The 19119-nt window shown below is 72.9% G+C and carries 20 protein-coding genes; 12 read left to right on the top strand and 8 right to left on the bottom strand.

The window, feature by feature from the left end:
* Positions 1–40: 40 nt before the first annotated feature.
* Positions 41–1129: a YihY/virulence factor BrkB family protein gene (locus R8Z57_RS11015; RefSeq protein WP_318353812.1), complete on the bottom strand. Its 1089-nt coding sequence runs from the start codon at positions 1127–1129 to the stop codon at positions 41–43.
* A gap of 200 nt (positions 1130–1329) precedes the next feature.
* On the opposite strand from R8Z57_RS11015, the gene R8Z57_RS11010 reads away from it, so the two are divergent.
* Complete coding sequence (locus R8Z57_RS11010; protein WP_318353811.1) at positions 1330–2658, top strand: hemolysin family protein; 1329 nt, start codon at positions 1330–1332, stop codon at positions 2656–2658.
* Positions 2655–3713, top strand: coding sequence for a hemolysin family protein (locus R8Z57_RS11005; RefSeq protein WP_318353810.1), 1059 nt, complete (start codon positions 2655–2657; stop codon positions 3711–3713). Before R8Z57_RS11010 ends, R8Z57_RS11005 begins: the two co-directional genes overlap by 4 nt.
* An 88-nt stretch (positions 3714–3801) precedes the next feature.
* On the opposite strand, the gene R8Z57_RS11000 is transcribed toward R8Z57_RS11005, so the two are convergent.
* Positions 3802–4881: an NADH:flavin oxidoreductase/NADH oxidase gene (locus tag R8Z57_RS11000; RefSeq protein ID WP_318353809.1), complete on the bottom strand. Its 1080-nt coding sequence runs from the start codon at positions 4879–4881 to the stop codon at positions 3802–3804.
* Between the two features lie 58 nt (positions 4882–4939).
* Here R8Z57_RS11000 and R8Z57_RS10995 point away from each other — a divergent pair, with 58 nt between their 5' ends.
* The 5 genes from R8Z57_RS10995 to R8Z57_RS10975 all read left to right on the top strand — a co-directional run bounded on the left by R8Z57_RS10995 (position 4940) and on the right by R8Z57_RS10975 (position 9608).
* Positions 4940–5785 (top strand): NAD(P)H-hydrate dehydratase, encoded by an 846-nt coding sequence (locus tag R8Z57_RS10995; protein WP_404810350.1) that lies wholly within the window; start codon positions 4940–4942, stop codon positions 5783–5785.
* A 59-nt stretch (positions 5786–5844) separates the two neighbouring features.
* Positions 5845–7056 (top strand): hypothetical protein, encoded by a 1212-nt coding sequence (locus R8Z57_RS10990; protein WP_318353807.1) that lies wholly within the window; start codon positions 5845–5847, stop codon positions 7054–7056.
* A gap of 53 nt (positions 7057–7109) precedes the next feature.
* Positions 7110–7439, top strand: a complete 330-nt coding sequence (locus R8Z57_RS10985) for a thiamine-binding protein (RefSeq protein ID WP_318353806.1) — start codon at positions 7110–7112, stop codon at positions 7437–7439.
* An 86-nt stretch (positions 7440–7525) separates the two neighbouring features.
* Positions 7526–8755 (top strand): MFS transporter, encoded by a 1230-nt coding sequence (locus tag R8Z57_RS10980; protein ID WP_378723955.1) that lies wholly within the window; start codon positions 7526–7528, stop codon positions 8753–8755.
* A gap of 88 nt (positions 8756–8843) precedes the next feature.
* A complete protein-coding gene (locus R8Z57_RS10975; RefSeq protein WP_318353805.1) occupies positions 8844–9608 on the top strand; it encodes an NUDIX hydrolase in 765 nt (254 codons plus the stop codon).
* Here the strand turns inward: R8Z57_RS10975 and metX are convergent, their stop codons facing one another.
* Positions 9609–10814: a homoserine O-acetyltransferase MetX gene (metX, locus tag R8Z57_RS10970; protein WP_318353804.1), complete on the bottom strand. Its 1206-nt coding sequence runs from the start codon at positions 10812–10814 to the stop codon at positions 9609–9611. It abuts the gene before it with no gap.
* 110 nt (positions 10815–10924) lie between these two features.
* On the opposite strand from metX, the gene R8Z57_RS10965 reads away from it, so the two are divergent.
* Entirely contained in the window at positions 10925–11191 is a 267-nt protein-coding gene (locus R8Z57_RS10965) for a hypothetical protein (protein WP_318353803.1), read from the top strand.
* 64 nt (positions 11192–11255) lie between these two features.
* On the opposite strand, the gene R8Z57_RS10960 is transcribed toward R8Z57_RS10965, so the two are convergent.
* Positions 11256–12578 carry a bifunctional o-acetylhomoserine/o-acetylserine sulfhydrylase gene (locus R8Z57_RS10960; RefSeq protein WP_318353802.1) on the bottom strand — a complete coding sequence of 441 codons (1323 nt, stop codon included), beginning with the start codon at positions 12576–12578 and terminating at the stop codon, positions 11256–11258.
* A gap of 128 nt (positions 12579–12706) precedes the next feature.
* Between R8Z57_RS10960 and R8Z57_RS10955 the strand changes: the two genes are divergently transcribed.
* The 4 genes from R8Z57_RS10955 to R8Z57_RS10940 are packed head-to-tail and all read left to right on the top strand — an operon-like array spanning position 12707 to position 15737.
* A complete protein-coding gene (locus R8Z57_RS10955; protein WP_318353801.1) occupies positions 12707–13495 on the top strand; it encodes an SDR family oxidoreductase in 789 nt (262 codons plus the stop codon).
* Entirely contained in the window at positions 13492–14361 is an 870-nt protein-coding gene (locus R8Z57_RS10950) for a metal-dependent hydrolase (RefSeq protein WP_318353800.1), read from the top strand. Before R8Z57_RS10955 ends, R8Z57_RS10950 begins: the two co-directional genes overlap by 4 nt.
* A 1-nt stretch (position 14362) precedes the next feature.
* Positions 14363–15082, top strand: a complete 720-nt coding sequence (locus R8Z57_RS10945) for a uracil-DNA glycosylase (protein WP_318353799.1) — start codon at positions 14363–14365, stop codon at positions 15080–15082.
* 10 nt (positions 15083–15092) lie between these two features.
* Complete coding sequence (locus R8Z57_RS10940; RefSeq protein WP_318353798.1) at positions 15093–15737, top strand: GNAT family N-acetyltransferase; 645 nt, start codon at positions 15093–15095, stop codon at positions 15735–15737.
* 23 nt (positions 15738–15760) lie between these two features.
* On the opposite strand, the gene R8Z57_RS10935 is transcribed toward R8Z57_RS10940, so the two are convergent.
* The 4 genes from R8Z57_RS10935 to R8Z57_RS10920 all read right to left on the bottom strand — a co-directional run bounded on the left by R8Z57_RS10935 (position 15761) and on the right by R8Z57_RS10920 (position 18993).
* Positions 15761–16144: a protealysin inhibitor emfourin gene (locus R8Z57_RS10935; protein ID WP_318353797.1), complete on the bottom strand. Its 384-nt coding sequence runs from the start codon at positions 16142–16144 to the stop codon at positions 15761–15763.
* Positions 16122–17198: a M4 family metallopeptidase gene (locus tag R8Z57_RS10930; RefSeq protein ID WP_318353796.1), complete on the bottom strand. Its 1077-nt coding sequence runs from the start codon at positions 17196–17198 to the stop codon at positions 16122–16124. The genes R8Z57_RS10935 and R8Z57_RS10930 overlap by 23 nt, the downstream gene beginning before the upstream one ends.
* Positions 17199–17368: 170 nt before the next feature.
* Entirely contained in the window at positions 17369–18166 is a 798-nt protein-coding gene (locus tag R8Z57_RS10925) for an ABC transporter ATP-binding protein (protein WP_318353795.1), read from the bottom strand.
* Positions 18163–18993: an ABC transporter ATP-binding protein gene (locus R8Z57_RS10920; protein ID WP_318353794.1), complete on the bottom strand. Its 831-nt coding sequence runs from the start codon at positions 18991–18993 to the stop codon at positions 18163–18165. Before R8Z57_RS10920 ends, R8Z57_RS10925 begins: the two co-directional genes overlap by 4 nt.
* Positions 18994–19119 lie beyond the last annotated feature (126 nt).

Here is a 19119-nt window from a genome sequence, read left to right as displayed (position 1 = left end):
GGATGACGGATGCCGCGGCCCGCGGCATCCGTCCTCCTCGTCACCGTCCGGAGCGCCGATCGCGCGCGTCGGCCGGCTCATCGTCGCCGTCGTGCTCCTCGCGGATGCGGCGGCCCTCCTCGACGTCCTTCTTCGCCTTCTCGGCGGCCTTGTCGCTCTTGCGGGTGTCGCGCGGGGGGAGCTGGATGTCCTCCTCCGCGGCGATCCCCGCCTGCAGCTGGCGACCGCGCTCGAGCTCGGCGTCGAACTCCGCGCCGAACAGCAGCGCGATGTTCGCGATCCACAGCCACAGCAGGAAGATGATCACGCCCGCCAGCGAGCCGTACGTGCGGTCGTAGTTGGAGAAGTTCGCGACGTACAGGCCGAAGAGCACCGACGCCACGACCAGGGTGAGGATGGCCAGCAGCGAGCCCAGGCTGATCCAGCGGAACTTCGGCTGCTTGGCGTTGGGCGTCGCGTAGTAGAGGATCGCGACCATCAGCACGACGATGAATGCCAGCACCGGCCACTTCACGATCGACCAGATCGTGGTGGCGGCTTCGCCGAGTCCGAGCGCGGAGCCCACGGCATCGGCGACCGGGCCCGACACGACGAGCAGCACGAGCGCCACCACGATCAGGGCGACGCCGATCACCGTCACGAGCAGCTGGGCGGGCTTCAGCTTCCAGAACGGCCGCCCCTCCTCGATCTCGTAGATGCGGTTCATCGCGCGGCTGAAGGCGGCGACGTAGCCCGACGCCGACCAGATCGCCAGCACGAGGCCGAGGACGAGCCCCCAGCCGGCGGCGGGGGAGTCCGCGAGCTGCTCGAGCGGCCCGCTCAGCGTCTCGGCGGTCTCGGGCGACGCGGACTCCACCACGCCCAGGATCGCGTCGGTGGCCTGCCCGTTGCCGGCGATGAGGCCGAAGATCGAGAAGACGGCGACGAGCCCCGGGAAGATCGCGAGCACCGAGTAGTAGGTGAGGGCCGCCGCGATGTCGGTGCACTCGTCGGCCGAGAACTCGCGGATGGTCTTGACGAAGACGTACTTCCACGAGCGCTTCTCGATCTGCGCGGGGGTGTCGGGCTTGTCGCCGTGCTCGGGGTCCGGGGCCCCTCGTCCGTCGCGCTGGTGGTCCGTCGTGGTCATGGCGTCTCCGCTTCGTCGTGCCGTCCGGCGGTGGGGCGCCGGGCCGACCATCCTCGGCGGAGAGCGGCCGACGGGCGAAGGGGGTTGACACGCGCCCGGGCCGGCTCGGCGCGTAGACTTGTCGGCACGATGGACGACCCTCCTCCTTGTAGACCCTCGCCCCACCGACCCTCCACCCCGATCGACGGGGGTGACGTGTGATGGATTACGTCATGTTGGGCGTGGGGCTCCTGCTCACCATCGGCACCGGACTCTTCGTCGCCAGCGAGTTCGCGCTGGTGAACCTCGACCGGGCCGACCTCGAAGCCCGCCAGGCCGCGGGCGAGACGCGGCTGTCGCTCACGATCAGCGCACTGCGCATCACCTCGACGCACCTGTCGAGCGCGCAGCTCGGCATCACCCTGACCACCCTGCTCACCGGTTACACGATGGAGCCGGCGATCTCGAACCTGCTCGCGCCGGTCTTCGACGCGTGGGGCGTCCCGAGCGGCGTCTCGCGGCCGCTCGCCGCCGTCATCGGCGTCTCGATCGCCACGGTGTTCTCGATGATCATCGGCGAGCTCGTGCCCAAGAACTTCGCCCTGGCGATCCCGCGGCAGACGGCCAAGCTCGTGATGCCGTTCCAGGTGGCGTTCACGACCGTGTTCCGCCCCGCCATCGTGGTGCTCAACGGCAGCGCCAACGGCGTGCTGCGCTCGGTGGGCATCGAGCCCAAGGAGGAGCTCTCGGGCGCCCGCACCGCCGAGGAGCTCTCGAGCCTCGTGCGGCGGTCGGCGAGCGCCGGCGTGCTCGAGGAGGACACCGCGTCGCTCCTCGACCGCAGCCTCACCTTCGCCCGCCTCACCGCGGCCGACGTCATGACGCCGCGCCCCAGCATCCACGCGCTCGCCGCAGACGACTCCGCCGAGGACGTCATCCAGCTCGCCCGTCGCACCGGCCACAGCCGGTTCCCGGTGTACGGCGAGGACATGGACGACATCACCGGCGTCGTCCACCTCAAGGCCGCCGTGGGCGTGCCGCGCGAGCGCCGCGCCGACGTGCCCGCGGCCGCGCTGGCGACCGAGCCCCTGCGCTTCCCCGAGACCGTCCACCTCGACGCCCTCGTCGCCGAGCTCCGCGCTCGCGGCTACCAGATGGCGATCGTCGTCGACGAGTACGGCGGCACGGCGGGCGTCGTCACGCTGGAGGACCTCGTCGAGGAGATCGTCGGCGAGGTGCTCGACGAGCACGACCGCCGCCGCGCCGGCATCGTGCGCGTCGACGACACCGTCATCTTCCCCGGCGAGCTCCGGCCGGACGAGGTGCGCGATCGCACCGGCATCCGCATCCCCGAAGGGGACGTGTACGACACCGTCGGCGGGTACATCATGAGCGTCCTCGAGCGCATCCCCGCCGTCGGCGACACGGTCGAGATCGAGGACGGCAGCCTCGAGGTTCAGCGCATGGATTCCCGCCGCGTCGACCGGGTGAGGTTCGTGCCGACCCCGATGCCCCATGCCGAGCCGACCGAGGGGGGTGAGCGCCGATGAACGACTGGGCCGGAATCGCCTGGCTGGTGGTGCTGCTCATCGCCAACGCCTTCTTCGTCGGCGCCGAGTTCGCCGTGATCTCGGCGCGCCGTTCGCAGATCGAGCCGCTCGCCGAGAAGGGCTCGCGCTCGGCCAAGACCGCGCTGTACGCCATGGAGCACGCGACGCTCATGCTCGCGACCAGTCAGCTGGGCATCACGATCTGCTCGCTGCTGATCCTGAACGTGTCGGAGCCGGCGATCCACCACCTGCTGGCCGAGCCGCTCGGGCTCACCGGCTGGTCGGAGGGGGTCGTGGACGCCATCGCCTTCGCGGTCGCCCTGATCCTGGTGTCGTACCTGCACGTCGTCTTCGGCGAGATGGTGCCGAAGAACCTGGCGTTCTCGGTGCCCGATCGCGCGGTGCTGATGCTCGCGACGCCGCTGGTGTGGGTGTCGAAGCTGTTCCACCCCGTCATCGTCACCCTCAACTGGATCGCCAACCACGTGGTGCGCCTCTTCCGGGTCGAGCCGAAGGACGAGGCCGCCTCGACCTTCACCCTCGAGGAGGTCGCGACGATCGTGAACCAGTCGCGCATCGAGGGCGTCCTCGACGACGCCGCGGGCACGGTGGCCGCGGCGGTCGAGTTCACCGACAAGAAGGCGGCCGACATCGCCGTGCCGCTGTCGGCGCTCGTGACGCTGCCCGCGACGACCACCCCCGACGAGATCGAGCGCGCCGTCGCCAAGCACGGCTTCTCGCGGTACGTGATCGTCGACGAGGCGGCCACCCCGCTCGGCTACGTGCATCTGAAGGACATCCTGCGCGCGGCGGAGGGGCCGGATGCCGCGACCGACGTCGCGCGCACCATCCCGCCCAAGCGCATCCACCACATGGTGCCGGTGCTCGAGTCGACCGACCTCGAGGACGCCCTCGCGCTCATGCGGCGCGCCGGGCGGCACCTGGCTCAGGTGCGCAACGACACCGGCGAGATCACGGCGGTGCTCTTCCTCGAGGACATCATCGAGGAGCTCATCGGCGAGGTGCAGGACGCCACGCGTCGCCGCCTCTTCTGAGCCTCACCGCCGTCGTTGAGCGAGGAGCGCAGCGACGAGACGAAACGTCGCCGGATCCGTCCGCGACGTCTCGTCTCGTCGCGCTCGCTCAGCGAGCAGAGACCGCCGGGCGGGCGCGGAGGTACTGCGCGGGCCAGTAGTCGATGTCGGCCCCGAGCTCGGCGGCGGCGCGCAGGCCGTAGTGCGGGTCGCGCAGCCACTCGCGGCCGGCCATGACGGCGTCGGCCGCGTCCTCGGCGAGCACGCGCTCGGCGTGGGCGGCGTCGTCGATCATGCCGACCGCGTTGACGGGCACGCCGGCCTCGCGCCGCACGCGGGCGGCGAGGTCGACCTGGTACCCGGGGCCGGTGGTGATCCGCTGGTGCGCGACCAGGCCGCCGCTGGAGATGTCGAAGAAGTCCGCGCCGCGCTCGGCGGCCCAGCGCGCGACGGTCACGGTCTCGGCCGCGTCCCACCCGCCGTCCGCCCAGTCGGTGGCCGAGAACCGGACGATCACGGGAACGCCGGGCGCGGCATCCGTCACCGCGTCCAGCACCCGCAGCAGCAGGCGCGCGCGGTTCTCGAGCGAGCCGCCGTACTCGTCGTCGCGGAGGTTCGACAGCGGGGAGAGGAACTGGTGCAGCAGGTAGCCGTGCGCGGCGTGAACTTCGAGCACCTCGAAGCCGGCCTCGACGGCGCGGCGCGCGGCCGCCGCGAAGTCGGCCACGACGGCGTCGATGCCCGCGGCGTCGAGCGCGATCGGCTCGGCGTAGCCGTCGAACGCGACGGCCGACGGCGCCACGGTGGTCCAGCCGCCCTCGTCGGCGGCGACGGAGCCCCGGCGGCCCGAGAACGGCGACCAGGTCGAGGCCTTGCGCCCGGCGTGCGCGAGCTGCACGCCGGCGACAGCGCCGCGGCGGCGGATCGCTGCGACGATCGGCGCCCACGCGTCGCGCTGCTCGTCGTTCCAGAGGCCGGTGTCGTCGGGCGAGATGCGTCCCTCGGGCGAGACGGCGGTGGCCTCGGCGACGATGAGCCCGGCGCCGCCCGACGCGAACTGGGCGAGGTGCGTGTGGTGCCACTCCTGCGGCACGCCGTCCACGGCGCTGTACTGGCACATCGGCGACACCCACAGGCGGTTGCGCACCGTGACGTCGCGGAGCGTGAGGGGGGTGAAGAGGCGGCTCATCGTTTCTCCGGGGGAAGGGGCCGTGCGCGGGACGACAGCGGCCCCGATACTGGACCGTATGGAGTCGTCCCGGGCAGTGCCGACATGGACGCGCGACGATTGTGTTCACGCTCTGCGAAGGCCAACCGCCGCCGACGACAAGTATTCCCGAGGGGTGCTCGGCATGCGCACCGGCTCGGAGGCCTACCCGGGTGCCGCCGTACTGGGGGTCGAGGCGGCGTGGCGCACGGGCCTCGGCATGGTGCGCTACCTGGGTCCCGAGCGGCCGGCCGGACTGGTGCTGGCGCGCCGGCCCGAGACCGTCACGGCGGAGGGACGCGTCCAGGCGTGGGTCATCGGGTCGGGAACGGATGCCTCGACCCGCGCCGCGTCCGAGACGGCGGCGCTGCGGGGCGTGCTGTCCGACACCAACCCGGTCGTCGTCGACGCGGGTGCGCTCGACCTGGCCGCCGAGGCGACGGCGCCGCGCATCCTGACCCCGCACGACCGCGAGCATGCGCGCCTGCGCACCGCGCTCGGCCTCGGGCATCCACCCGCCGATCGCGTGGAGGCCGCGCGCGGCACGGCCGAGGCGACGGGCGCGGTGATCCTGCTGAAGGGGTCGACGACGGTCGTCGCCGCCCCGGACGGCTGGGCCGCGACGGTCGAGGCGGGAACCCCGTGGCTCGCGACCGCGGGCACCGGCGACGTGCTCGCCGGTGCGATCGGCGCGGTGGTCGCGGGCGCGATGGCCCGCGAAGAGCCGACGGATGCCGCGTCCCTCGCCGCGCTCGCCGCCTCCGCCGCGTGGCTCCACGGCCGCGCCGGCGTGCTCGCGGCGGCCGTCTCCGGCGACGGGCCCATCACGGCGCTGGATGTGGCCGAGGCGCTTCCGCGCGCGGTCGCCGAGGTCCTGCGACGCTGACAGGTCGCACCGGCCGTGGCAGTCGAGGCCGTGGCGACGGGCGTCCGTAGGATGGTCGGGTGGGGCGACGGGCGGCGGTGTGGATCGCGTTCGTCCTCGTGCACGCCGTCGTCATCTGGCTCGGCTTCGCAGATGACCGGGCCGCCTCGTGGGACGTCGGCCAGCTGTACCGGTGGTGGGCGTGGCAGACGCTCAACGGCCAGGCGTTCCCCGGGATCACCGAGGACTGGATCTATCCCGCGCTGGCGCACCTGCCGATCGTCGTCACCGGGCTGTTCTGGCCGCTGGTCGACTACACGCTGGTGTGGGGCCTGCTGGTCACCGCGCTGGACGCCGCGGCCTTCGCGCTCCTCGTCGGTCGCGGGCGATCGCGCGGACGCCTGACGGCGGCCTGGTTCTGGCTGGCGGCGCTGCTCGCACTGGGCGGCGTCGGCATGTTCCGGCTGGACGCCGTGACGGTTCCGCTCGCCGTGGCCGGCTCCCTGTGGCTGGTGGGGCGCCCCTGGGTGGGCTCGGCGCTTCTCGCGGTGGCGACCTGGATCAAGGTGTGGCCCGCAGCTCTCCTCGCCGCGGCGGTCATCGCCGTGCGCCGGCGCTCCGCCGTGGTCGGGGGAGCGGCCGTCGTCTCGGCGGCTGTGGTCGCCCTCGTCGTGCTGGCGGGCGGCGGGGCGCACCTGTTCGGCTTCGTCGGCGATCAGACATCGCGCGGGCTCCAGATCGAGGCGCCGGTGAGCGCTGTCTACCTGCTGATGGGCATCGCCGGCGTACCGGGTGTGGCGATCGTCCACGACGAGGCCCTCATCACCTTCCAGGTCGAGGGCCCCGCCGTCGACGCGGTGGTCGCCGTGATGACCCCCGTGCTGATCATCGGCATGCTCGCGATCGCGGCGCTCGGCGCCCTCAAGGCATGGCGGGGTGCGACGTTCGTCGGGCTCTTCCCGCCGCTGGCCACGGCGCTCGTCCTGGGCTTCATCGTGCTCAACAAGGTCGGCTCGCCGCAGTACATGGCCTGGCTCGTCGCGCCGATCGTCGTCGGCCTCGCCGTGGATCGTCGCCGCTGGTGGCGGCCGGCCGTCCTGGCGATCGGGATCCTGGGGCTGACCCAGCTGATCTTCCCGTTCTGGTACGACGCGATCCTCCTGCTCCGCCCGGCGGAGGTCTGGGTGCTCGTGCTGCGGAACACGCTGCTCGTCGCGCTCTTCGGGTGGGTCGTGGTGCGCCTCGCACGCGTCGGCGTCGCGCGACCGGTGACCCAGCGGGTGCGAGAGTAGAGGTGCCCGCGGCATCCGTCGCCCGCTCATCCCCTCGAGAACCGGAGGTTCGCATGCTCGTCGCCTTCTCCGTCGCCCCCAGCGGAACCGGCAACGCCGACGGCTCGGTGCACGACGCCGTCGCCGCCGCCGTGCGCGTGGTCCGCGACAGCGGCCTTCCGCACCGCACCACGTCGATGTTCACGGAGCTCGAGGGGGAGTGGGACGAGGTCTTCGACGTCGTCAAGCGAGCGACCGAGGCCGTCGCCGCCTACGGCTCGCGCGTGTCGCTGGTGCTGAAGGCCGACATCCGCCCGGGCTACTCGGGCGAGCTCGACGGCAAGATCGAGCGGCTCGAGGCGGCGATCGACCGCCAGGGGAGCGACGGCGGCGAGGCCGGCTGACGGCGGTTCGGCCCGTGAGCGTCGTGCGGGTCGGGCGATGACCGAATCGATTCGACACGGTGCGACGGCCCGGCTAACGTGACGTGGTGTCCTCCTCGAATCCGATGCCCGCGCCCCGCACCTCGGCCGCGACGTGGGCGCTCCTCTCGCTCGCGGTGGGCAGCTTCGGCATCGGCATGACGGAGTTCGTCGTGATGGGCCTACTGCCGAACGTCGCGACCGATCTGCTGCCGAAGCTCTGGCTCGCAAGCCGCGAGGACGCCATCGCCCAGAGCGGCTGGCTCATCTCGCTGTACGCCCTCGGCGTCGTGGTCGGCGCGCCGACGATCGCCGGCGCGGTGGCGAAGTACCCCCGCCACCGCGTGATGATCGGCCTCGCGCTGGCGCTCACCGTCTTCAACGCGCTGACCTTCCTCGCGCCCACGTTCGAATGGGTGGCGGTGTCGCGCTTCCTCGCCGGCCTGCCGCACGGCGCGTACTTCGGCATCGGCGCCCTCGTCGCGGCCGAGGTGCTCGGGCCGGGCATGCGGGCCAAAGGCGTCGCGTTCGTGCTCACCGGCCTCACGGTCGCGAACGTCGTCGGCGTCCCGCTGGGCACCTACCTCGGCCAGCAGCTCGGCTGGCGCGCCGCGTTCATGGTCGTCGCCGCGATCTTCGCCGCCGCGACGGTGCTCATCGCCTTCTTCGTGCCGGAGCATCCCGGCGATCCGAGTCGCACGCTGCGGGCCGAGCTCAAGGTCTTCCGCATCGGGCAGGTCTGGCTCGCGCTCGGGGTGGGCGCGATCGGCTTCGGCGGCTTCTTCGCCGTCTACAGCTACGTCGCGCCGCTCGTCACCGAGGTCGCGGGATCGGCCGAGTGGGTCGTGCCGATCGTGCTGGTGGTGATGGGCATCGGCATGACGGTCGGCAACCTCGTCGGCGGCCACCTCGCCGACGTCGAACTGCGGCGCACGCTCGTGGGCGGTCTGGTCGCCCTGGCCGTCGCGCTCGCCCTCGTCGCCGTGACCGCGCCGTGGATCTGGGCGCTCGGCGTCTTCGTGTTCGCGGTGGGGCTCGTGGCGTCGGCGCTCAGCCCCACGATCCAGACGCGCCTGATGGACGTCGCGCAGGACAATCAGTCCATCGCCGCCGCGCTCAACCACTCCGCGCTCAACATCGGCAACAGCCTGGGCGCCCTCCTCGGCGGCGTCGTCATCGCCGCCGGGTGGGGCTTCGCCGCGCCGGCATGGGTCGGGGTGGCGCTCGCCGGGGGCGGCCTGCTGCTCGCCATCGCGAGCCTCGTCGCCGAACGCCGCCGCGCGCTCGTGCCGGCATAGGCCCGCGGCATCCGCTGCCCGTCGGGTGCCGCCCGCGCCGGCGGGCATCCGGTGCGCACGCGACCGGTGGAGGGGCTAGCGTGAACGGATGCCGCAACCGACGCCCGACCGCGCGCTGCAGGCGCTCAGCGACTCGATCGGCGGGGCGCGCACCCGTCGCCCGGAGGACGCGACCGACCCGGCGATCCCGGTCGCCGCGACCGTCGTGCTGCTGCGGGACGCCGCGGCCGGCCTCGAGGTGCTGCTCATCGAACGGCCGGACCGCGGCTCGTTCGCCGGGGCCTGGGTGTTCCCGGGCGGCAAGCTCGAGGAGGCCGACCGCCTCACCGCCGATGACGGCGAGGAGCAGGTCGCGCGCCGGGCCGGTGTGCGCGAGACGTTCGAAGAGACCGGGCTGCGTCTCGACCCCGCCGGGCTGACGACGCTGTCGTGCTGGGACCCGCCGCCCGGGCTCGCCCTGCGGATCCGCACCTGGTTCTTCCTCGCCCCCGCGCCCGCCGGCGAGCTGGCGCTCTCGCCCGACGAGGCCGTCGCCGCGGAGTGGGTGTCGCCGGCCGAGCTGCTGGCGCGCCACGGCCGCGGCGAGGCGACGCTCTACCCGCCCACGTGGGTCACGCTCGACGGCCTGCGCGCCCACGCCGACGCGGCGTCGGCTCAGGAGGCCGCGCGTGTGGGCGGGGTGGCGCGCTTCGAGACCGTCGCGCGCCGCGGCGGCGAGGGGCCCGTGCTGCTGTGGCACGGCGACGAGGAGTACGAAGCGGATGCCGGGGCCCCGGCATCCGTCGATCACCCGCCGGCGCGGCATCGCCTCGAGATCGGCGCACTGCCCTGGCGGTACCAGCGCACCGTCTGATCAGGCGTCCAGCAGCCGCCGCACGTGCGCGCCCACGGCGGCGGTCTCGATGAGGAACCCGTCGTGGCCGAAGTCGCTCGAGAGCACGACGGCGCGGTCACCGTCGAGGGTGCGGCGGATGCCCCGTGCGATGCGGTGCTGCCCGTCGATCGGGAACAGCCGGTCGCTGTCGATGCCGAGGACGAGCGCCGTGGCGGTGACACGTGCGAGGGCGTCCTCGATGCCGCCCCGGTCACGGCCGACGTCGTGCGAGTTCATCGCCTCGACGAGCGTGATGTACGAGTTGGCGTCGAAGCGGCGCGTGAACTTGTTGCCGTGGAAGTCGAGGTACGACTCGACGGCGAAGCGCCCGCCGTGCCCGAGCGGGCTGACTCCGGACTGCCAGGTGCGCTGGAAGCGCTGATTGAGCTCGGTGGGGGAGCGGTAGTTGAGCAGCGCCATGCGGCGGGCGAGGGCGAGGCCGCGCGTGGGTCCGTCGCCGTCGGCGGAGTCGTAGTACTCGCCGCCCTGGAAGCGCGGGTCGATCTGGATCGCCTCGAGCTGCACGGAGTTCAGCGCGATCTGGTCGGCGGTGTTGACGGGCGGCGACGACAGGACGCCGAGGCGCTGCACCCGGTCGGGGTGCATGATCGACCACTCCAGGGCGTGCATGCCGCCCATCGACCCGCCGACGACCGCGGCCCACACGTCGATCCCCAGCGCGTCGGCGAGGCGCACCTGCGCCGCGACCTGGTCGCGGATCGTGAGGTAGGGGAAGCGCGAGGCCCACTCGTACCCGTCCGGCCCGATGGAGGACGGACCGGTCGATCCCTGGCAGCCGCCGAGCATGTTCGGCGCGATGACGAACCAGCGGTCGGTGTCGATGGGGGCGCCGGGGCCGACGATGTCGTCCCACCAGCCCGACGTCGGATGCCCCGCGCCGGCCGGTCCGCGGACGTGGCTGTCTCCGGTGAGGGCGTGCAGCACGAGCACGGCGTTGTCACGCGCGGCGTTGAGCTCGCCCCAGGTCTCGTAGGCGAGGCGGTAAGCGGGCAGCTCCCGCCCTCCCTCGGTGCGGAACGCGCCGAAGGCGGCGAAATGCCGGTCGCCCGCCGGGTCGCCGTCGCGCCACGCGCCGGTGGCGGGCGGACGGCCGCCCAGCAGGCGGGCGTCGGCCTCCGTCACGGGCGCGCTCGGCACCGTGTCTTCGGAGGTCTGCCAGTCCATCGGTCCATTCTCGCGTGCGCGCCCTGCACGTCACCGTCTGTTACGGCGCGTGCCGTCGTGCGCCCGGGCGCACCGCCGAGGCGTCACACGGGCATGGCAGGATACGCCCCATGTCGACCTCTGAACCCTTCATGCCAGCCCACGAGCCGCGCCCCGCGCGGCCGCCGCAGGAGCACGACCTCGACCACGACGTCGACGTGTTCCTCGACGAGGCCTCCGATCCCGCTGGGGGCGACGAGGCGCCGTGGCACACCGGCGCCGAGCCGGCCGTCCGCCGCCCGGAGCCGGGCGCGCACCTGACGGCCGAGCAGCTCTCGGCCGACTTCGACAGCGCGGACGACAGCGCGGACGACGGTACCGGAGACGGCGCCGAATGACGGATGCCGCCACCCGGCGCCGTGCGCCCGGCGGCGGCATCCCCACGCCCGAGGAGGAGGACGATCAGGCGCGGGCGGCCTCCGACACGCGCCGGGCCGCCGCGAGCGCCTGCTCGAGGTCGGCCTTGAGGTCTTCGATGTTCTCGAGACCCACCGAGAGGCGCACCAGGCCCGGCGTCACGCCGGCGGTGAGCTGCTGCTCGGGAGTGAGCTGCGAGTGGGTCGTCGACGCCGGGTGGATGACGAGCGAGCGCACGTCGCCGATGTTGGCGAGGTGGCTGAAGAGGGTCAGCGAGTTGACGAACGCGCGGCCCGCCTCGACGCCGCCCTTGAGCTCGAACGACAGAACCGCGCCGACGCCCTTCGGCGCGTAGTTGTTGGCCGCGGCGTACCAGGGCGAGGTGGGGAGTCCCGAGTAGTTCACCGACGCGACGTCGGAGTGGTCCTCGAGCCACTCGGCGATCTCCTGCGCGTTCTGCACGTGGCGCTCGACGCGCAACGACAGCGTCTCGATGCCCTGGATGAGCAGCCAGGCGCTGTTGGGGGCGATGGCCGAGCCGAGGTCGCGGAGCAGCTGCACGCGCGCCTTGATGATGTACGCGAGACCGTCGCCCACGGCGGCCGTGTACGACGCGCCGTGGTACGACGGGTCGGGGACGGTGAGGCCGGGGAACTTGTCGACGTTCTTCGACCACTCGAACTTTCCGCCGTCGACGATGACGCCGCCGATGGTGGTGCCGTGCCCGCCGAGGAACTTCGTCGCGGAGTGCACGACGATGTCGGCCCCGTGCTCGAACGGCTTGATGAGGTACGGCGTCGCGATCGTGTTGTCGACGATGAGCGGCAGGCCGTTCTCGTGTGCGACGTCGGCGACGCCGCGGATGTCGAGCACGTTGATCTTCGGGTTGCCGATCGTCTCGGCGAAGAACAGCTTGGAGTTCGGCCGCACCGCCCGGCGCCACTCCTCGAGGTCGTCCTGGTTCTCGACGAACGTGACCTCGATGCCGAGCTTGGCGAGCGTGTACTTGAACAGGTTGTAGGTGCCGCCGTAGATCGAGCTGGACGACACGATGTGGTCGCCGGCCTCCGCGATGTTCAGCACGGCGAAGGTCGCCGCGGCCTGGCCGCTCGCGAGGAGGAGAGCGCCGGTGCCGCCCTCGAGCGCCGCGAGACGCTCTTCGACGACCGCCTGCGTGGGGTTCTGGATGCGCGTGTAGATGTTGCCGAACTCGGCCAGCGCGAAGAGGTTCGCCGCGTGGTCGGCGTTGTCGAAGACGTACGACGTGGTCTGGTAGATCGGTGTCGCGCGAGCCTTCGTCACCGGGTCGGGCTGGGCCCCCGAGTGGATCTGCTTGGTCTCGAAACGCCAGTTCTCGGGTGCGGACATGGCCTGCTCCTGCGGGATCGGGATGCCGGGAGCGTGCCCCCCAGCCGGAATCGACAGTACGGACATCGGCTTCTTGTCAACAACGCGGCGGAAATGTGACGTAACGCGGTGATGGGTAGCGTGGAGGCATGGCGAACAGACGTGCAGTGGTGACGGGTGCGAGCTCGGGGATCGGGGAGGCCGCGGTCCGCGCGCTCCGCGCGACCGGCTGGGATGTCGTAGGGGTCGCGCGGCGCGCCGATCGGCTGGCCGCGCTCGAGGCCGAGACGGGGGCGGTCGCCTTCGCCGCCGATCTGACGACGGATGCCGACGTCCGGGCCCTGGCGGACTTCCTCGCCGATTCCGGCCCGGTGCACGCGCTGGTGCACGTCGCCGGCGGCGCGCGCGGCACCGATCGCGTCGAGGACGGCCGGGTCGACGACTGGCAGTGGATGTTCGAGGTCAATGTGCTCTCGGCCCAGCGTCTCGTGGCGGCGCTGCTGCCGCAGCTGCGCCGGGCCGCGGCATCCGACGGTCACGCCGACACCCTCTTCGTCACCTCGACCGCCGCGCAGAGCGCGTACGCCGGGGGCGCCGGCTACAACGCCGCGAAGGCCGGCGAGGCGATGCTGGCGCATGCGCTGCGCCTCGAGCTCAACGGCGAGCCCATCCGCGTGGTCGAGATCGCGCCGGGCATGGTGCAGACGCCCGAGTTCACGCTCAACCGCCTCGGGGGCGACAGCGTCGCGGCGGAGCGGGTGTACGAGGGCGTCGTCGACCCGCTGTCGGCCGACGACGTCGCCGACGTCATCGCCTACGCGCTCAACGCGCCCGGCCACGTCAACCTCGACCTCGTCACGATGCGCCCGGTCGCCCAGTCGGCCCAGTACCTGCTCACGCGCGGACCGCTGCGTCCGCGCGGCTCGGAGCTCGAGTGATCCCCGCGAGCGGCACCGTCGTCGACTACCCGGGCGGCGCGACGGCGTCGCGCGGCACGGTGGTGCACGTCGCGGATGTGGGCGACGGACGCCTCGCCGTGGTGCTCGATCGCACGGCGTTCCACCCGGTCGACACCGCGTGGCCCGATCAGCCCGCGGACCGCGGCACGCTGCGGGTGAACGGCGCGGAGCACGACGTGCTCGACGCGGTCGTCGGAGCCACCGACGGCGGCCCGCTGCTGCTCGGTCCCGATGTCCCGGTGCGCACCGGCACCGAGGGGTGGACGTTCGTGGTGGCCCACGTCGTCGACGCCGCTGCGCCGGTCAGCGAGGGCGACGCCGCGGAGGTGACGGTGGATGCCGCGTACCGCACCGCGCTGTCGGCCGGGCATACCGCGTGCCATCTCGCCTCGCTCGCCCTCGACGCCGCGCTCGCGGGCGCCTGGCGCAAGGAGACGCCCGTCGACGCGCTCGGTGCGCCGGCCTTCGACGCGCTCGCCATCGAGGAGTCGAGGATCCTGCCCGACGGCTCGCGCGACGTGTACCGCATCGGCAAGTCGCTGCGCCGCAAGGGCTTCGACCCCGCCGCGCTCGACGACGTCGAGGGCGTCGCCGCCCGGGTGGACGCCCAGCTCGCCGAGTGGATCGCCGCCGGCGGCGCCGTGCGCATCGACCGCGACGGCGACGCGCTCGCCGACCGCCGCGCCTGGGTGTGCGAGCTCGCCGGGGCGGAGGTGCGCATCCCCTGCGGCGGCACGCATCTGACCTCGCTCGGCGAACTGGCGGCGGCGTCGGTGTCGTTCGCGGTGACCCCGGTGGAGGGCGGCCTCGAGCTCGTCATGACCACGACGGCGGAACGTGCCTGACATGCCCATGACGCTGCCTGAGCTCGCCGAGGCAGGGCTCATCGACCCCGCCTGGTCGGACGCCCTCGCGCCCGTCGCCCCCGACATCGCCGCCCTCGGTGATCGCCTCCGCGCCGAGGTCGCCGCGGGGCGCGGGTACCTCCCGGCCGGCGACCGCGTCCTGCGCGCGTTCCAGCGCCCGCTCGCCGACGTGAGGGTGCTCATCGTCGGTCAGGACCCGTACCCGACGCCCGGGCATCCCATCGGCCTGTCGTTCGCGGTGGACGCGCACGTGCGTCCGCTCCCGCGGAGCCTCGCGAACATCTACCAGGAGCTCGAGGCCGATCTCGGCATCCCCCGCGCCGCGCACGGCGACCTGTCCGCGTGGAGCGACCAGGGCGTCATGCTGCTCAACCGCGTGCTCACGGTCGCGCCGGGGGCGCCGGCATCCCATCGCGGCTGGGGGTGGGAGAAGGTCACCGAGCACGCCATCCGCACGCTCGTCGCCCGCGACCGGCCGCTCGTGGCGATCCTGTGGGGGAGGGATGCCGCGAACCTGCGCCCGCTCCTCGGCGACACGCCGATCGTGGAGTCGCCGCATCCGTCGCCCCTGTCGGCCAGTCGCGGCTTCTTCGGCTCGCGGCCGTTCTCGGGCGCCAACGATCTGCTCGCCCGTCAAGGCGCCGAACCCGTCGACTGGCGGCTGCCCGCCGACGCGGCGGCGCGCAGCACGGCTGTCTGAGGAGGACTGCATGCTCGAGGAGGAATACGACAAGGACCGCCGCCGGCTGCCTCGGCACCTGCAGCGTCAGCCCGAGCCGGAGCGACCGTTCTCGTACACGATCCGACCCATCGAGGATCGCGACATCCCCGACATCCGCGAGATCTACAACTACTACGTGACGAACTCGGTCGTGACCTTCGACGAAGACACCTGGTCGGTCGCGCAGTGGCGCAAGAAGAGAGACGGTCTCGCGAAGCAGGGGCTGCCCTTCCTGGTCGCCGAGTCGCCGTCGGGGCAGATCCTCGGCTACGCCCTCGTCCAGCCGATGTCGAGCAAGTCGGCGTACCGCTTCTCGGTCGAGAACTCCATCTACCTCGGGCAGGCGGCCACCGGGAAGGGCCTCGGCCGGGCGCTCCTGGAGGCGCTGATCGAGGCCTCCGAGCAGGCCGGCATCCGGCAGATGGTCGCGGTGATCAGCGACAAGGGCGCCGAGGGCTCGATCGCCCTGCACGAGCGGCTGGGCTTCGTCGAGGTCGGCCGCATGGGCCGGGTGGGGTTCAAGTTCGGCCGGTGGCTGGGGACGATCTACCTCCAGAAGTCGCTCAACCCGGTGAAGGGCGCCGGCCGCGGCAAGAAGGCCGGCGCGGCGAAGAAGAGCCTCTTCGGCCGCTGAGTCGCCGGCTGCGCGGCTATGAGTCAGGTGCCTGCGCGCTTCGCTTCCGTGGGGTGGCTGCTCCACTCCCGCACGGCGTCGACGAGGTCGCGCCATGCCCCGACCACCTCCTGGTCGGGGAGCTCCGCCTCACGGACGTCGGTACCCGACCAGGTCGCCCGGATCCACCACACGAATCCGTCGGGCACCGGTGACCGCTCGCGCTCGAGGGCGTCGTCTGCCGAGCGCGCCGTGCCGCCGTCGTCCCAGGGGCAGCGGTCGATGAGCGAGATCCACTCCGATGCCTCGGCCTCGGGCGGCTGCGCCGACCATCGCCGCGTCATGCCGGCGATGCCGCCAGTGCGCGCGACGTCCACCTCGACCGCGGGCGGCGCGTCCGTCGGGTCAGGACTCGGCTTCTCCGTCATCGGTGATCACGCCGACGCCCGTCCACCCCGCGCGGACGGCGTCGACCTCCTCCGACTCCTCACCGTACTCCGCGGCGGCCGCGGCCAGGGTGGCGCGGGCGAAGGTCGTGAAGTCGGCCGTCGACGGCAGCGCGCCCGAGGTGAGCGCCCGGTACCAGATGAGCCCGGCACGCTCCCACGCGTGACCGCCCAGCGCCTTGGCCGTGAGGTAGAAGGCGTGATTGGGGATGCCCGAGTTGATGTGCACCCCGCCGTTGTCGTCACGGGTCTCGACGTAGTCGCGCATGTGCGCGGGCTGCGGGTCATTGCCGAGCACATCGTCGTCGTACGCCGTGCCCGGCGCCGCGAGCGAACGCAGGGCCGTGCCCTCGACGGCATCGGTGAAGATGCCCTCCCCGATGAGCCAGCTCGCCTCATCGACGGTCTGCCCCTCGCGGTGCTGCTCGGCGAGGGCGCCGAAGACGTCGGCGACCGACTCGTTGAGCGCACCGGACTGTCCGCGGTACAGCAGCCCGCCCTCGTCTTCGATCACGCCGTGGGCGAGCTCGTGCGCGATGACGCTCAGCGAACGGGTGAAACCGCGGAAGACCTCGCCGTCGCCGTCGCCGAAGACCATGCGCTCGCCGTTCCAGAAGGCGTTGTCGTAGTCACGGCCGTAGTGCACCGTCGCCAGCAGCGAGCCGCCTGAACCGTCGACGCTGTCGCGCGCGTAGGCATCCCACCAGAAGTCGTAGGTCGCGCCGAGCCCGTCGTAGGCCTCGTCGACCGAGGCGTCGCCCGACGCCGGGTCGTCCTCGCCGCGCACACGCACACCCGGCAGCACTTCGCGCTGCTGCGCGTCGGAGATCTCGCGGTCGGGCGCGGGCGTGGCCTCCGCGACCAGCGTCCCGGGCTCCTGGATCGACAGTCGCAGGCGGGACCGCGCCGGCCGGTACTCGCGCGGGGCGGCGAGCGTCGAGCGGGCGGCCTCCGCCGCGCGCGCCCAGCCCTCCTCCTGCACGGCGGCGATGCGGGCGAGGAGGTACGGGGGGACGATTCCGGGGGCGGCGGCCATGCTCCGAACCTAGCGGCGACCGCCGACGCCGCCCTTCGCCGCGCCACACCCGCGTTCGTTCGCACCGGTGTACGCGGATCGCGGCCGGGAGCGCCGACATCTGGCGAGCGAACGGCGGGTCCGCGCGGGAGAGGAGGACGCGGCCGACCAGCGGCCATGGGCGGCGGCCGTCAGGACGAGCCGGCGTCGATGACGGGGATGGATGCCAGCAGCCGGCGCGTGTAGGCCACCTGGGGCTGCAGCAGCACCTTCTCGGTCGGACCTTCCTCGACGATGCGTCCGTCCTTCATGACGACGACCTCGTCGCAGAGGTTCTGCACCACGCCGATGTCGTGCGAGACCAGCACGAGCGTGAGCCCGTCGCGTGCCCGCACCTCGCCGAGCAGCTCGAGGATCTGCGCGCGCACCGTCACGTCCAGCGCCGAGAGCGGTTCGTCGCCGACGAGCAGGCGCGGCCGGTGCACGAGCGCCCGCGCGAGTGCGATGCGCTGCCGCTGCCCGCCCGAGAACTCATGCGGGAAGCGGTCGGCCATGCCGGCCTCGAGCCCGACGTCCTCGAGCACCTCGCGCACGCGGGCCCGGCGGTCGCCCTCGACCCCCAGCGCCCACAGCGGCTCGCCCACGATGCGCCCGACGCTCATGCGCGGGTCGAGCGAGGCGTAGGGGTCCTGGAAGACGATCCCCGTCTGCCGGCGCAGCCAGTGCAGCGATCGCGCGGACGCCGTCGCGTCGACGGGGCGCCCGTCGAACTCGACCGTTCCGGAGGAGGGCGTGTCGAGCGCGAGCAGCAGCCGGACGAGCGTGGACTTGCCCGAGCCCGACTCGCCGATGATCCCGACGGCCGAGCCCTCGCGCACATCGAGGTCGGCGTCCTCGAGTCCGGTCGTGAAGCTGCGCCGCTCGAACAGCCCCGTCTTCGGCACCGGGTAGCGGCGCGTCAGCCCGCGCGCGCGGATCAGCGTGGTCATGCCGTGCCTCCCGCCGTCCCGCCCCAGGCGTCGGGCTGCTCCGTCCGCCCCTCCGGCCGCCAGAGCGTCGCGGTGGCGTCGCGAAGCAGCTCGCGTGTGACGACGGATGCCGGAGCCGAGAGCAGCTGCGCGACCGGCGCCGCCTCCACCACGCGGCCGTGCTCGAGCACCACACCGTCCGTCGCGATCCGCGACAGCACCGCGAGGTCGTGCGTGATGAAGACCAGCGACATGCCGTCGTCCCGCGCGAGCGAGAGCAGCAGGTCGAGGATCTCGGCCTGGATCGTCACGTCCAGCGCCGTGGTGGGCTCGTCGGCGATGAGCAGCCGGGGCCGGCAGGCGAGCGCCATCGCGATCGCCACGCGCTGCCGCTGGCCGCCCGAGAGCTGGTGGGGGTAGCGCGCCACGATGCGCTCGGGATCGGGCAGGGCGACGCGCCGAGCCTCCGCGACGGCGCGGGTCGCGGCATCCCGTTTCGACAGCCCTTCGTGGATGCGGATGGACTCCGCGATCTGGCGGCCGACCGTGCGGATGGGGTTGAGGGCTGTCCGCGGCTCCTGGAACACGATGCCGATCTCGTCGCCACGGAGGGCGGCGAGCTCACGATCCGGCAGTCCGAGGATCTCCCGCCCGTTCCAGTGGACGCTGCCCGTCGCCGTGGCTCCGTCGGGCAGCAGGCCGAGAACGGCGAGCGCCGTCAGGGACTTGCCCGAGCCCGACTCCCCGATCAGCCCGAGGCGCGCGCCGTCGGGCACGGCGAACGAGACGCCGTCGACGACGCGGCGACCGGCGATCTCGACCGTGAGGTCCTCCACCTCGAGGCTCATCGCGCTCCCTCCGCCGTGCCCGGCCTGCCGGATTCAGTCTGCGCCGGCGGCGGCACGTCGGTGTTCCGCGGAATGCCGGAGCAGCCGGGCGGCCGCCGGGACGCGCAGGCTGAATCCCGCAGCGCG

Source organism: Microbacterium sp. M3, assembly GCF_033548675.1.
Classification (GTDB): Bacteria; Actinomycetota; Actinomycetes; order Actinomycetales; family Microbacteriaceae; genus Microbacterium; species Microbacterium arthrosphaerae.
This window is presented reverse-complemented; position numbering and strand designations above follow the sequence as displayed.